Below are 13124 nucleotides of genomic sequence, written 5' to 3'. Positions count from 1 at the left end.
AGGTTGGGGCGGTGCTCGATGTGAACCGGCTGCGCGTGCTCGCCGCCGTGGCCCGGCACGGTTCGGTGACCGCCGCCGCCCGGGCCCTGCGCTACGCCCAGCCGTCGATCAGCCACCACCTCGCCCGCCTGGAGGCGGAGACCGGCAGCCGGCTCGTCCAGCGGGTGGGCCGCGGCATCCGGCTCACCGAGGCCGGCCGGGTGCTGGCCGGGCGCGCCGAGGAGATCCTGGCCCGGCTCGACGCCGCCGAGGCCGAGCTCGACGCGCTCACCGGGCTCACCGCCGGCCGGGTCCGGCTCGCGGCGTTCCCGTCGGCGCTGGGCACCTTCGTGCCGGTGGCCGCGGCCGGGTTCGCCGCCGAGCACCCCGGCGTCGAGCTGCGGCTGATCGAGGCGGAGCCGCCGGACGCCGTGGCCCTGCTGCGCTCCGGCGAGGTCGACGTCGCGGTGCTGTTCGACCACCCGGGAGTCCCCGGCGGCGACGACGGGTTGCGCCGGGTGCCCCTGCTGACCGACCGGCTGCACCTGGTGACCCCATCGGACGTCGACGGCGACTCGCCGGCCGACCACGCCGGCCGGCGCTGGATCACCGGCTGCGAGCGCTGCCGCGCCCACCTGGTGCGCTGCTGCGCCGAGGCCGGCTTCACCCCCGACATCGCCTTCACCACCGACGACTACGTCGCCGTCCAGGCGCTGGTCGCCGTCGGCCTCGGCGTCACCGTGCTGCCCGGCCTGGCGCTGGCCGCCAGCCGCCACCCCGGTGTGCGGTCGGTGGCGCTGCCCGCGGAGCACCGCGCCGTCTTCGCCGCGGTGCACGGCGCCGCACCCGACCCGGCCGCCACCGCCGCCCTCCTGGAGCGGCTCGCCGACGCCGCCGCCGGCGTGTCGTAGCCCGGCGCGGGAACCAGGAATGGCGGACGGTCGTGCGCGCCTTGTCCTTGGGGTGACCCCGACCGCCACCGCCGTCGGCCTGCGCTCGGAGCGCGGCCCCGTCCTGCTCGCCCTGATGGTGTCCACCGGGCTGATCGCCATCGACGCGACCATCCTCGCCACCGCGGTGCCCTCGATCGTGCGCGACGTCGGCGGGTTCGAGCAGTTCCCGTGGCTGTTCTCGGTGTACCTGCTGGCCCAGGCCGTGTCGGTGTCGGTGTACGCCAAGCTCTCCGACACCTTCGGCCGCAAGCCGGTGATGCTGTGGGGCATCGGGCTGTTCCTGCTGGGCAGCGTGCTGTGCGGGCTGGCGTGGAGCATGACCGCGCTGATCGCGTTCCGGGCGGTGCAGGGGCTGGGCGCCGGGGCGGTGCAACCGATGGCCATGACGATCGCCGGCGACATCTACACGGTGGCCGAGCGCGCGCGGACCCAGGGCTACCTGGCGAGCGTCTGGGCCGTCTCCTCGGTCGTCGGCCCGACGCTGGGCGGCGTCTTCTCGCAGCTGGGGATCTGGCGGTGGATCTTCTTCGTGAACGTGCCGCTGTGCCTGCTGGCCGGTGGGCTGATCGCGCGCAACCTCCACGAGACCGTGCGGCGCCGGGAGCACCGCATCGACTACCTCGGCTCGGTCCTGCTGACCAGCGGCATGACGCTGGTCATCCTGGGGGTGCTGGAGGGCGGCCAGGCCTGGGCGTGGGACTCGCCGGCGAGCATCGCGGTGTTCGCCGGCGGCGCCGTCCTGCTCGCGGCGTTCGCGCTGGTCGAGCGCCGGGCCGCGGAGCCGGTGCTGCCGATGTGGGTGCTCGGCCGGCGGCTGCTGGCGACGACGACGGGTCTGGCGTTCGGCGTCGGGGTGATCCTCATCGGCCTGACCTCCTTCGTGCCGACCTACCTGGAGTACTCGCTGGGCGTGCCGCCGCTGGCCGCCGGCCTGGCGCTGGCCGCGCTGACGCTGGGCTGGCCGTTGAGCGCCGGCCTGTCGGGCCGGTTGTTCTACCTGCGCCTGGGCTTCCGGAAGACCGTGCTGATCGGCCTCGTCCTGGTCGTCGCGGGCACCGGGTCGCTGGCCCTGTTCGCCCGCAGCCCCTCGGTCGCCGCCGTGGCCGCCAGCTGCTTCGTGATCGGCCTGGGGATGGGCCTGGTCGCCACCCCGTCGATCATCGCGGCGCAGACGAGCGTCGAGTGGCACGAGCGCGGCGTCGCCACCGGCACCAACATGTTCGCCCGGTCGCTGGGCAGCGCGGTCGGGGCGGCCGCGCTCGGCGCCGTCGCGAACGGGGTGGTCGCGGTGTCCGGGCGCCCGGCCACCGACCCGGGCGTGGCCACGCAGTCCGGGGCGGCGGTGTTCCTGGCGGTGCTGGTCGCCGTGGCGATCACGGTGGTCGCGGGGTTGTCGATGCCGAAGGACCGCGTCGCGCCGGCCGAGCCCGCGTCCTCACCCGCCGGCTGACGCCCGCAGGACGTCGTGCGCCGCCGCGAGCCGCTCCGCGTCGGGACGGGCGCGGGCATCACCCGAGGACCACGACCCCGCGACAGCCGTCGGCAGGCGTGGCGCGTCCCAGGACGAGAACACCGCGACCACCGCCCGCTCCAGCTGGTCGGCGCCTCCCCGACCCTGATCGCCTCCGGCGCCGGGTGACCCCTCACGAACGACAGCGGCGGTGCCACCCAGAGGTGGCACCGCCGCTACCGTGCAGTGCAGTGCTGACCGCTCGGGTCAGCCGGTCCTCGTCAGAGGACGCGGACCCCGGTGGCCTGCGGGCCCTTGGCGCCCTGGCCGACCTCGAACTCCACGCGCTGACCCTCGTCGAGGCTGCGGAAGCCGGAAGCGTCGATCTCCGAGTAGTGCACGAAGACGTCGGCGCCGCCGCCATCCTGGGCGATGAAGCCGAAGCCCTTCTCGCCGTTGAACCACTTGACAGTGCCCTGAGCCATGTCGATGTACTCCTGCTAGACGGTGGAACGGGCACCTCGCCCGTCCCGGCCGATCCGCGTGGGCAGGAGTACGCGGCTTTCACCATGCACCTGCCCGACGTGTTCCCGCGGGCGTGCATCACACGAGCACCGAAACCGAACGACCTGCCTCCATTGAACCACGTCCGGGCACGGCTGGCGATCACCCGGCGGCGGGCGGGTCCCCACCTGGCGCTTCGGCGCCGTCCCACGGCCCGTGACGACGGTCTCGGGCACGACGGCGAGAGCGATCCCTCCACGGGGACCCTGTGGCCCAGACTGGCCCCATGGCGATCGATCCCACCGGCGCGGACCTGAAGGCCTTCCTGACCGAGGCCCCCGACCAGCCCGTCACCATGCTCAACCTGCTGCGGTTCGCCGACGGCGGCCGGGAGCGCTACGACGAGTACATCGCGCACTTCCACCGCACGTCGGCCCGGTTCGGCGCCGAGGTCGTCTACTACGGCTACGGCCACGCCCCGGTTGTGGCCGAGCAGGGGCAGGACTGGGACGCGGTGCTGCTGGTCCGCTACCCCAGCCGGCGCGCGTTCACCGACATGGTCCGCGACCCGGAGTACCAGTCCGGCACCCACCTGCGGTCGCAGGCGCTGGTCGAGGCCGTGCTGCAGCCGACGACCTCGGCCACCTGAGGCCGCCCGCCTATCCGGCCGGGGCCGAGCCGCGCAGGTAGGCGTCGAGGTTCGCCAGCGTCGAGGCGAACGCGACCGCGTGGTCCGCGCTGCTGATGCCGTCGGGGACGTCGGTGGCCGTCACCGTGACGCGGCTACCGGCCTCGATCGGCTCGACGGCCCACGTCATCGTCATGGTGCCGGCGAAGGCGGGGTCGTCGGACACGAAGTCGACCTCCTCCACCACCCGGTGCGGCGCCTCGACGACGGCGAACCGGACGTCGGCGACGTCCTCGTTGCCGCCCGACTTGCCCACCTCCGAGGCGTCGTCGTAGGTCGACACCATCCGGTAGCCGCCGCCGGTGCGGGCGTCGAACCACTCGAACCGCCCCGTCATCCCCGTCGGCGGCAGCCACACGGCCCTGGCCCCGGCGTCGACCAGTGCCGCGAACACCGCCTCCGGCTCCGCCGCGATGACGGTGGCCGCCGCGTCGGTGTGCGTCACGGGCCGGACGCTACCGGGACGTGATCGGCACCCCCAACGACCGGGCTCGCACCGCTGGACTCGCACACGCCCCATCGCCCACTCGGGCGTCGTGGCAGGTTCTGCTCATGCGCCCGCAGGTCGAACTCGTCCACGAACTGGTCCGCGGCATCGACCCGCTCGACGCCCTCGAGGCCGAGCACCGGCACGACACCCTGCGTTGGCTCGCGGGCACCGACGACGTGTTCCGGCGGGCGAAACCGGCCACCCCGCCCCGCCACCTGGTCTCCTACGTCGCGGTGATCGACCACGTCGACCGCAGCAGCCTGCTGGTCGACCACATCGACGCCGGCCTCTGGCTGCCGCCCGGCGGCCACGTCGAACCCGACGAGCACCCCGCCACCGCCGCCGGTCGCGAAGCCCGCGAGGAACTCACCATCGACCCCGTGTTCGTCCAGGATCCGCCGCGACCGTCGTTCCTCACCGTCACCCGGACCGTCGGGGCCGACGCCGGGCACACCGACGTCAGCCTCTGGTTCGTCCTCGCCGGCACCCGCGACATGCCCGTCACGGTCGATCCCGCCGAGTTCACCGAGGCCCGCTGGTGGACCCACGAAGAGGTCCTCCGCACCGACCCCCACCGCCTCGACCCCCACTACCACCGGTTCATCACCAAGATCGACCGGCCGGCCCCCTGATGCCCCCGTCGGACGAGCCCCGCCTCCGGGACCACTGGTGGCCGCGCCCCGGCTGGCGCCCCGGCCGGGTGGTGCTCACCTGGCACCTCACCTTCGCGCACGCCACCGACCTGCACGCCCTGGTCCGCACCTACCAGCGGGCACTGGCACCGCTCCCGGGCCTGCACCCGGTGCCCCCGCGGTGGCTGCACCTGACCGTGCAGAGCATCGGCTTCACCGACGAGGTCACCGACCGCGATCTCCGCGCCAGCACCGCCGCGGTGACCGGGGCGGTGGCCGCGCTGCCGGCGTTCGACCTGGTCTTCGGTCTCCCGGAGGTCCACGGCGAAGGCATCGCCATCCACCCCCGACCCGCCGAACCGGTCCACGACCTCCTGCGCACCATGCGGGAGGCCCTCGCGACCGTGCTCGACCACGACGCCGTCCACGCCAGACCCGACCAGACCGGGCGGTTCCGCCCGCACGTCGGCACCGCCTACGCCGGCGCCGACCACCCGGTCGCGCCGTACGTCGAGGCGCTCGCCCCGGTCGACGCGCCACCGGTCACCGTGCCGATCACCGGAATCAGCCTGATCCGCCAGGAACGGATCCTCGAACCCGAGTGGGTCTACCGCTGGACCACCGTCACGACCGCACCCTTCGCCGCCCGGGCGCCGGGGAGTCGACGGCCCACGTGAGCCCACCACCCGCGGAGACGCCGATGGCCGACCCCGCCGTGCGGGGTCGGCCATCGGCCTCGTGGAGGTGCCGGGAATCGAACCCGGGTCCTCCGTTGCTTCACGAGGGCTTCTCCGTGCGCAGTCCGCTGTGCCTCTACTCGGATCCACCGGTCACGCGGACGAGCCGGTGTGACGATCCCAGTCACTGTTTGCTGTTCCCGACCACCCCGTGACCGAGTGGGCGGGTAAGACCCCCTAGCTGATGCCGGCGACCGGGTCGGGGATCACACCCGGGCCGACAGACTTCTTACTCGCTCAGGCGGCGAGGGCGAAGTCAGTGCGCTTATCAGCGGCACTTGTTTTTTTGCGACGCATGGTTTCCGAGATCATCGTCGCCTTCCTCGGCACGCTTCCCCACGATCAACATCCGGAGTCGAAACCGTTCACCCCCTCGACGCCCGCTGCTCGGGCGCGCACCGATCATAACGCCGGACGGCCCCGCCTTCATCCCGGATACCGGAACGAGGGCGGGGGCCGGCGGTTCGTCGGTCAGCCGCGGCCCAGGATGCGGTCGGCGAACGTCCGGACCGGGCTCTGGTGGTGCTGGTCGGTGCTGTGGTCGGTGCTGTGGTCGGTGCTGTGGTCGGTGGTGCGGTCGGCCGCGCCGTCGCGCTGGTGGGCGGGGTCGGTGGACCCGGTGGGGCCGTTCTTCGCCCGCACGTGCTCCCCGACGGTGGTCCGGTCCTTGGCCGGGTCGTCGACGGGGGTCGAGCGCTGCGCGGGCACCGCGGCGGGCGCGGTCTCGTCGGCCGGGCGCGGGCGCGGCGCCACCATGCCGGCAGCGGCACCGGCGACGATCGGCTCCTGGCGCTCGTACTCGTGCCGGCTGGGGCGGTCCGGCCGGTGCGGGCGCTCGTCGGTCCGGTGCGGGGCGTCGTGGTGGTCCTTGCGGTCCTCGTGGTCCTCGTGACCCTCGTGGTCCTGCGCGTCGCGGTGGTCGTCGGTCCGGTCGTGCGTTCCGCCGCGGGCGTCGGCGGGGCGGTCGGCGGAGTGCAGCTCCCGGGCCGGAGCGGCACCGCCGGCGACGGCCGGGCGCTGCGGGGCCCCGTCGACCTCGGCGTGATCGGGGTCCAGCTCCGCGGCCCTGGCCTGCTGCTCGCGGGCGACCTCGCGGTCGTGGCGGGCCATCGCGGCCAGCTCCTCGGCCTGGGCCTGCTCGGCCCTGGCGCGCTCGGCGCGCTGCTTCGCCTCGGCCTCCAGGCGCTCGGCGCTGGCCGCGTGGGCCTCGGCCTCGCGGCGGGCCTGCGCGGCCTCCAGGCGGCGCTGGCTCGGACTGCGCCTGCGGAAGATCATGACGGCCGCCACGACGATGGCGACCAACAGCACCAGCACAGCTATCGCGACGATTTGCCCGGTGGTCATGACCGCGTGTACCCGAACGTGTGCCCGCTCACACGCCGAGCAGCGCCGCCGGGTTGTCGTGCAGGACGGCGCGGGCGAAGCCGGCGCCGAGCCGGTCGTCGGCGGCCGACCAGGCGGCCACCGCGGCGACCTGCTCCGCGTACGGGTACGGGATGTTCGGGAAGTCCGAGCCGAAGACCACCCGGTCGGCGACGTCGGCCAGCCGCGCGGGCCAGTCGTCGGGCAGCGGGGCCATCCGCTGGCTGAACGCCGGCCCCACCATCGTCGTGTCGAGGTGCACGTCCGGGTAGCGGTGCACCAGGTCGAGCGCGCCCAGGTAGTCGGGCATCCCGGAGTGCGCCAGCACCACGCGCAGCCGGGGGTGCCCGGCGAGCACCTCGGCGAACACGTCCAGCCCGGTGTACGCGCCGGGCAGCGGCCCGTCGCCGCAGTGCACGACGGCGGGCACACCGGCCTCGGCCAGAAGGCCCCAAGCCGGGCGCAGCAGCGGGTCGCGCGGGTCGAACGCGCCGACCTGGACGTGCACCTTCACCGCGCGCGCCCCGGCCGCCACCGCGGCGGACAGGTAGTCGACGACGTCGGGCTCCGGGTACAGCGTGGCGGTCGGGACGGCGGCCGGGGTGCGCTCGGCGAACCCGGTGACCCACTCGGTGAGCCAGCGGGCCATGCCCGGCTTGTGCGGGTAGGTCAGCGGCGCGTACGCGCGAACACCCAGCTCGCGCAGTGTCTCGACGCGCTCCGGTTCGGGCGTGCGGTAGTGCACGGGCCAGCCGGTGCCGTAGTTCCTGGCGCCCTCGTCGAAGTAGGCCCAGACCTTGCGCAGCACCCGCTCGGGCAGGAAGTGCACGTGCACGTCGACGATGCCGGGCACGCCGAGCTCGTGGAGGAACCGCGGGACGTCGGCGTCGTCGACCGGGGGTGCCGGGACCACTGCCGCAGCCGTCACCTGATCTCCCGCATCCGCCCCTTGGCCGCCCGGCCGATCGCCCGCTGGACGTCGCGGTCGGCGTCGCGGCGGGCCAGGTCCTGGCGCTTGTCGTAGGTGCGCTTGCCCCGGGCCAGCGCCAGCTCGCACTTGACCTTGCCGTTGGCGAAGTACAGCGACAGCGGCACCAGCGTCGCCCCGCCCTCGCGGGTCTTGCCGATCAGCCGCTCGATCTCCTTGCGGTGCAGCAGCAGCTTGCGGGTGCGGCGCGGCTCGTGGTTGGTCCAGCTGCCGTGGGTGTACTCCGGGATGTGCAGGCCGCGCAGCCAGACCTCGCCGTCGTCCACGGTGGCGTAGGCGTCGACCAGCGACGCCCGGCCCAGCCGCAGGCTCTTCACCTCGGTGCCGACCAGCGCGACGCCCGCCTCGTAGGTGTCGATCACCGCGTAGTCGTGCCGTGCCCGGCGGTTCTGCGCGATCACCTTGCGGCCCTGCTCCTTCACCTGTCCAGCCTACGCGGACCGGCCCGGCGGGTCGTGCGCTATAGGCGGCCCGGTCACAGGCGCACGTAGAGCCGCAGCGTGGCGTATCCGGTGACGCTGGCGATGGCCGCGCCGATCATCACCAGGATCGGCGAGACCCAGATGATGTCGGCGACCTCGACCGGCGGCACGACCCCGTTCGAGACGATGCCGCTGAGCAACTGGTCGATGAACAGGAACTTGCCGATCACCAGCCCGCCGACCGCGATCAGCGCGCCCACCACGCCGGTGACCACCGCCTCGATGAGGAACGGCAGCTGCGTGTACCAGCGGGTCGCGCCGACCAGGCGCATCACGCCGACCTCCGTGCGCCGGGTGAACGCCGAGACCTGCACCGTGTTGGAGATCAGCAGCAGCGCTGCGATGGCCTGCACGACGGCCAGCCCGAACGTCACGTCGCGGACGCCGCCGAGGAAGTCGAACAGCCGGGCCACGACCTCGCGCTGGTCGATCACGTTGCGCACGCCGACCTGCCCGGTCGTGGCCTGGCGCACGGCCTGCGCCCCGGTCTCCTGGTCGTTGAGCCGGACCCGCAGCGTCGAGGGCAGCGACTGCGGGCGGACCAGGTCGGCCAGCGCCTGGCCCTTGAACAGCTGCAGGTAGCGCTCGTAGGCCTGCTGCTGGTTCTCGTAGCGCACCGCCTCGACCTGCGTGAGCGCCTCCAGCTTCGACCGCAGCGCGGTGCACACCGCCTGGCTGCAGTCGGTGTCGGCGGCCGAGACGTCGGAGGTCAGCGCGACCTGCACCTCGACCCGGTCGCTGTAGAGCTGCTCGGTGCGGTCGATCGTGCGCACCGCCAGCAGCCCGGTGCCGACCAGGCCCAGCGAGATCGCGGTGGTCAGCACCATCGCGATCGTCATCGTGACGTTGCGCCGGAGACCGGTGAAGACCTCCCGGGCGACGAAGTCGGTTCTCATGGCGCCTCCGCGGGAAGGATTACGTCGTCGCGCCGCACGTCCTACCTCCCGACGCCGTACACGCCGCGGGACTCGTCGCGCACGATGTGCCCCATGTCCAGCTCGACCACCCGCCGGCGCATCGAGTCGACGATCGAGTGGTCGTGGGTGGCCATGAGCACCGTCGTCCCGGTCCGGTTGATCCGCTCCAGCAGCAGCATGATGTCCTGGCTGGTGTCCGGGTCGAGGTTCCCGGTGGGCTCGTCGGCCAGCAGCACCAGCGGCCGGTTCACGAACGCGCGGGCGATCGCCACCCGTTGCTGCTCACCGCCGGAGAGCTCGTGCGGCATCCGGTCCGCCTTGCCGGCCAGCCCCACCAGGTCGAGCACCTCCGGCACGACCTTGCGCACCGTCGACTGCGACTTCCCGATGACCTCCAGCGCGAACGCCACGTTCCCGCCGACGGTCTTGTTCGACAGCAGCCGGAAGTCCTGGAACACGCACCCGATCCGCTGGCGCAGCCGCGGCACCCGCCGCCGGGGCAGCTTGGCGACGTTCAGGTCGGAGACGTAGATGTCGCCCTTGGTCGGCACGTCCTCGCGCAGCAGCAGCCGCAGGAACGTCGACTTGCCCGACCCCGACGGCCCGATCAGGAACACGAACTCACCGCGGTCGATGGTCACCGAGACCTGGTCCAGCGCGGGACGCGTGGAGGTCTTGTAGAGCTTGGTGACATGCTCCAGCCGGATCACGACCGGGGACGATACGGCGCTGCGACCCGCCCTCAGCACCCGACCCTCCCAGGCCGGAGACACCCCGCCGACCCGGACTCCCGGCCCGGCGCACCGACGAAAGTGACTCTCGTCCAACCAGGTTGGACGAAAGCCGCGCTCGTCCCGCCGAGGTGGCGCGCCTGCGCCGGGGGCCTCCCAGGACCGCGCGGAGGCCCGGGCGGCCACGGGGGTGTGCCGACGAGGCCTACGCCCCCGTGCCCTGGCTCCGCCGCCAGCGGATCCCGGCGTCGATGAAACCGTCCAGATCGCCGTCGAGGACGGCGTCGGGGTTGCCGACCTCGTAGTTGGTGCGCAGATCCTTGACCATCTGGTACGGGTGCAGGACGTAGGAGCGCATCTGGTTGCCCCACGAGGAGCCGGTGTCCTTGAGCGCGTCCATCCGGGCCCGCTCCTCCTGCCGGCGGCGCTCCAGGAGCTTGGCCTGCAGCACCATCATCGCGGAGGCCTTGTTCTGCAGCTGGGAGCGCTCGTTCTGGCAGGACACCACGATGCCGGTGGGCAGGTGGGTGAGCCGGACGGCGGAGTCGGTGGTGTTGACGCCCTGGCCGCCGGGGCCCGAGGAGCGGTACACGTCGACGCGCAGCTCCTTCTCGTCGATCTCGACCTCGTCGCTGGACTCGACGACGGGCGCGACCTCGACGCCGGCGAAGGAGGTCTGGCGGCGGCCCTGGTTGTCGAAGGGCGAGATCCGGACGAGGCGGTGGGTGCCCTGCTCGACCGACAGCGTGCCGTAGGCGAAGGGGGCGTGCACCTGGAACGTGGCCGACTTGATGCCGGCCTCCTCGGAGTAGGAGGTGTCGTAGACGTCGACGGGGTAGCCGTGCCGCTCGGCCCAGCGCAGGTACATCCGCATGAGCATCTCGGCGAAGTCGGCGGCGTCGACGCCGCCGGCCTCGGCGCGGATCGTCACCAGTGCCTCGCGGGGGTCGTACTCCCCCGACAGCAGGGTGCGGACCTCCAGCGCGGAGACCTCCTCGCGGAGCTTGGCCCGCTCGGCGTCGGCGTCGGCGACGGCGGACTCGTCGCCCTCGTCCTCGGCGAGCTCGTAGAGCACCGGGAGGTCATCGAGGCGGCGGCGCAGGTCGTCGAGGCGGCGCAGGTCGCCCTGGGCGTGCGCGAGGCGGCTGGTGACCCGCTGGGCCGCGGCGGGGTCGTTCCACAGGTCGGGTTGGCCGGCCTGGTCGGAGAGGTCGGCGATCTCGGCGCGCAGCGCGGGCAGGTCGGCGACCGCCTCGATGTTCTCCAGGGTGCCGGACAGGTCCTTCAGGTCGGCCGAGACGTCGGGGTTCACGACGCTCCAGGGTACGCGGACCCGCGAGGCCTTCCGGGCGAGCCCTGACCGGTTCCTAGTCGGCGGGGATGGCGTCGACCAGTTTCAACATCGCCCTGGTGTGCGCGACGGTGAAGTCGGCGACGGCCCTGCGGTAGGGGTCTTCCTCGGACCGGGCGGCCGCGCGGGCCGCCTCCAGGCGCGAGGCGTACTCGGCCCGGCTGCCGCCGAGCAGGTCGGCGCGCTGCTTGGGCGTGAGGAACCCGGCGTGCAGCAGCCGCAGCACGAGCGGGCTGCGCAGGGTGTCGGCGCCGGCGCCGGCGGCCACCCAGGCCTTGAACGACCGCTTGCCGGCGGCGGTGAGCACGTACTGCTGGGAGCCGCGCGGACCCTGCTTGCCCAGCCGGACGAGCCCGGCCTCGGCGAGCACCGGGAGCTCGCGGTAGATCTGGCTGCGGGTCACCGAGAAGAACGTCCCGAACTGCTCCCCGGCGGCGGCGACCAGCTGGCCGCCGGTCATCGGGCCGGTGTGCAGCAGCCCGAGCAGTGCGGCGGCGGTGGAGTTGACGGGAGTCGCTCTCGCGGGCGGCATCCCCCCACCGTGCCATTCCGAACCCGTATCCGCAGCTCCACAGTGGCCCGCTGAACAGCGCGACCGCACTGTGCGACGACGTGTACGGCCGCCCGCGCCGCCGCGGTCGGGCTCCCCCTCCGGGCAGGCTCGGCGTCCGGCGGAGTGCTGACCGCCGCACGAGGCATGACGCCCTCCGCCGAGCAACGGATGCGCATCGAAATGCGGCGGTCACCCGGATGCGGTACGACACTTCACATCGCCCTCACACGGGGCCGCACAAGGTACCCGCCAGTAGTTCGGAGCGCCCACCGGTTTCTCCGGACAAAGTCCAAACCCGATGCAACCCATCGGCAAGCAAGGAGAGGGATGGCCCGCTTCCTCGCCCGTCGCCTGGTGAACTACCTGGCCTTGTGCCTTGTCGCCACGTTCCTGGCCTTCGCGCTGGCCGCGCTGACCTTCGACCCGGTCGGGAAGCTGCAGGCGCGCAACCCCCCGCCACCGCAGGCGACGATCGACGCCAAGCGCGCCGAGCTGCGCCTGGACGAGCCGATCCCGCAGCGCTTCGTGCTCTGGCTCGGCGACGCCGTGCAGGGCGATTTCGGCCGCACCGTGGTCAACCAGTCGATCAGCGAGGAGCTCCCCCGCCGGATCGGCGTCAGCCTGCGGCTGTTCCTGCTGGGCACGGTGGTCGGGATCGGGCTCGGCGTGATCGTCGGGGTGGCCAGCGCGATCCGGCAGTACCGCTTCAGCGACTACGCGGCCACCTTCTTCTCCTTCGTGATCCTCTCGACCCCGGTGTTCCTGCTCGGCCTGCTGCTCAAGTACGTCGCGCTGGAGCTGAACACCGCCGCCGGGGCGCAGTTGCTGGTGTTCACCGGTGAGACGACGCCCGGGTTCCAGGGCGGGTTCTTCGAAGCGCTGGTCGACCGCGTCCAGCACCTGGTGCTGCCCACGCTGACCATCGCGCTGGGCCAGATCGCCTATTACAGCCGCTACCAGCGCAGCGCGATGCTCGACGTGCTGGGCAGCGATTTCCTGCGCACGGCCCAGGCGAAGGGGTTGACCCGGCGCAAAGCGCTGTTCAAGCACGGTCTGCGCACCGCGCTGGTCCCGATGGCCACGCTGTTCGCCTTCGGGTTCGGGCTGCTGATCACCGGCGGCACGTTCACCGAGCGGATCTTCGGCTGGTACGGGATGGGCGACTGGCTCGTCTACGGCATCGAGCAGGACGACACCAACATCACCGCCACCGTGACGCTGTTCGTCGCGGTGCTGGTGCTGGTCTCCGGATGGCTGTCCGACGTCTTCTACGCGCTGCTCGACCCGCGCGTCCGGCTCCGCTGACC

At 73.0% G+C, this 13124-nt stretch carries 15 protein-coding genes and 1 other RNA gene; 6 read left to right on the top strand and 10 right to left on the bottom strand.

From position 1 onward, the window contains the following. The first annotated feature begins 11 nt into the window (after window positions 1-11). Window positions 12-890 (top strand): LysR family transcriptional regulator, encoded by an 879-nt coding sequence (locus tag KIK08_RS08710; protein ID WP_214402511.1) that lies wholly within the window; start codon window positions 12-14, stop codon window positions 888-890. Between the two features lie 52 nt (window positions 891-942). Continuing rightward, window positions 943-2382, top strand: coding sequence for an MFS transporter (locus tag KIK08_RS08705; protein ID WP_308257501.1), 1440 nt, complete (start codon window positions 943-945; stop codon window positions 2380-2382). 281 nt (window positions 2383-2663) lie between these two features. On the opposite strand, the gene KIK08_RS08700 is transcribed toward KIK08_RS08705, so the two are convergent. Beyond that, window positions 2664-2867 carry a cold-shock protein gene (locus KIK08_RS08700; protein ID WP_214402509.1) on the bottom strand — a complete coding sequence of 68 codons (204 nt, stop codon included), beginning with the start codon at window positions 2865-2867 and terminating at the stop codon, window positions 2664-2666. Window positions 2868-3172: 305 nt separating this feature from the next. Between KIK08_RS08700 and KIK08_RS08695 the strand changes: the two genes are divergently transcribed. Then, window positions 3173-3535, top strand: coding sequence for a DUF1330 domain-containing protein (locus KIK08_RS08695; protein WP_214402508.1), 363 nt, complete (start codon window positions 3173-3175; stop codon window positions 3533-3535). A 10-nt stretch (window positions 3536-3545) separates the two neighbouring features. On the opposite strand, the gene KIK08_RS08690 is transcribed toward KIK08_RS08695, so the two are convergent. Continuing rightward, entirely contained in the window at window positions 3546-4019 is a 474-nt protein-coding gene (locus KIK08_RS08690; RefSeq protein WP_308257500.1) for an SRPBCC domain-containing protein, read from the bottom strand. 107 nt (window positions 4020-4126) lie between these two features. Between KIK08_RS08690 and KIK08_RS08685 the strand changes: the two genes are divergently transcribed. Next, complete coding sequence (locus tag KIK08_RS08685) at window positions 4127-4696, top strand: NUDIX hydrolase (protein WP_214402506.1); 570 nt, start codon at window positions 4127-4129, stop codon at window positions 4694-4696. Then, a complete protein-coding gene (locus KIK08_RS08680; protein ID WP_214402505.1) occupies window positions 4696-5373 on the top strand; it encodes a 2'-5' RNA ligase family protein in 678 nt (225 codons plus the stop codon). Before KIK08_RS08685 ends, KIK08_RS08680 begins: the two co-directional genes overlap by 1 nt. Before the next feature lie 59 nt (window positions 5374-5432). Here KIK08_RS08680 and ssrA read toward each other — a convergent pair. The 8 genes from ssrA to KIK08_RS08640 all read right to left on the bottom strand — a co-directional run bounded on the left by ssrA (window position 5433) and on the right by KIK08_RS08640 (window position 11796). Further along, window positions 5433-5806: a transfer-messenger RNA gene (gene ssrA / locus KIK08_RS08675) on the bottom strand. Window positions 5807-5904: 98 nt separating this feature from the next. After that, window positions 5905-6777, bottom strand: a complete 873-nt coding sequence (locus KIK08_RS08670) for a hypothetical protein (protein ID WP_214402504.1) — start codon at window positions 6775-6777, stop codon at window positions 5905-5907. Window positions 6778-6805: 28 nt separating this feature from the next. Beyond that, on the bottom strand, window positions 6806-7723 hold the full coding sequence (locus KIK08_RS08665; RefSeq protein ID WP_214402503.1) for an amidohydrolase family protein: 918 nt from the start codon (window positions 7721-7723) through the stop codon (window positions 6806-6808). Next, entirely contained in the window at window positions 7720-8205 is a 486-nt protein-coding gene (smpB, locus tag KIK08_RS08660; protein WP_214402502.1) for an SsrA-binding protein SmpB, read from the bottom strand. The genes KIK08_RS08665 and smpB overlap by 4 nt, the downstream gene beginning before the upstream one ends. A 53-nt stretch (window positions 8206-8258) precedes the next feature. Further along, the gene (gene ftsX / locus KIK08_RS08655) at window positions 8259-9161 is read right to left on the bottom strand and encodes a permease-like cell division protein FtsX (protein ID WP_214402501.1); all 903 of its coding nucleotides are present in this window, start codon (window positions 9159-9161) and stop codon (window positions 8259-8261) included. A 41-nt stretch (window positions 9162-9202) separates the two neighbouring features. Next, on the bottom strand, window positions 9203-9892 hold the full coding sequence (ftsE, locus tag KIK08_RS08650; protein WP_214402500.1) for a cell division ATP-binding protein FtsE: 690 nt from the start codon (window positions 9890-9892) through the stop codon (window positions 9203-9205). Between the two features lie 226 nt (window positions 9893-10118). Continuing rightward, window positions 10119-11225, bottom strand: a complete 1107-nt coding sequence (gene prfB / locus KIK08_RS08645; RefSeq protein ID WP_214402499.1) for a peptide chain release factor 2 — start codon at window positions 11223-11225, stop codon at window positions 10119-10121. 55 nt (window positions 11226-11280) lie between these two features. Further along, window positions 11281-11796 carry a PadR family transcriptional regulator gene (locus tag KIK08_RS08640; protein ID WP_214402498.1) on the bottom strand — a complete coding sequence of 172 codons (516 nt, stop codon included), beginning with the start codon at window positions 11794-11796 and terminating at the stop codon, window positions 11281-11283. Window positions 11797-12144: 348 nt separating this feature from the next. Here KIK08_RS08640 and KIK08_RS08635 point away from each other — a divergent pair, with 348 nt between their 5' ends. Further along, on the top strand, window positions 12145-13122 hold the full coding sequence (locus tag KIK08_RS08635) for an ABC transporter permease (RefSeq protein ID WP_214402497.1): 978 nt from the start codon (window positions 12145-12147) through the stop codon (window positions 13120-13122). Window positions 13123-13124: the final 2 nt, after the last annotated feature.

The organism is Pseudonocardia lacus, from assembly GCF_018531445.1.
GTDB lineage: Bacteria > Actinomycetota > Actinomycetes > Mycobacteriales > Pseudonocardiaceae > Pseudonocardia > Pseudonocardia lacus.
The sequence above is the reverse complement of the archived record's forward strand: the minus strand, read 5'-3'. Positions and strand labels throughout refer to the sequence as shown.

Excerpts from the sequence above, each read along its gene's own strand:
- KIK08_RS08700 (WP_214402509.1), bottom strand. The coding sequence starts at position 2,867 with ATGGCTCAGGGCACTGTCAAGTGGTTCAACGGCGAGAAGGGCTTCGGC.
- KIK08_RS08695 (WP_214402508.1), top strand. The coding sequence starts at position 3,173 with ATGGCGATCGATCCCACCGGCGCGGACCTGAAGGCCTTCCTGACCGAG.
- KIK08_RS08685 (WP_214402506.1), top strand. The coding sequence starts at position 4,127 with ATGCGCCCGCAGGTCGAACTCGTCCACGAACTGGTCCGCGGCATCGAC.
- KIK08_RS08680 (WP_214402505.1), top strand. The coding sequence starts at position 4,696 with ATGCCCCCGTCGGACGAGCCCCGCCTCCGGGACCACTGGTGGCCGCGC.
- KIK08_RS08670 (WP_214402504.1), bottom strand. The coding sequence starts at position 6,777 with ATGACCACCGGGCAAATCGTCGCGATAGCTGTGCTGGTGCTGTTGGTC.
- ftsX (WP_214402501.1), bottom strand. The coding sequence starts at position 9,161 with ATGAGAACCGACTTCGTCGCCCGGGAGGTCTTCACCGGTCTCCGGCGC.
- KIK08_RS08640 (WP_214402498.1), bottom strand. The coding sequence starts at position 11,796 with ATGCCGCCCGCGAGAGCGACTCCCGTCAACTCCACCGCCGCCGCACTG.
- KIK08_RS08635 (WP_214402497.1), top strand. The coding sequence starts at position 12,145 with ATGGCCCGCTTCCTCGCCCGTCGCCTGGTGAACTACCTGGCCTTGTGC.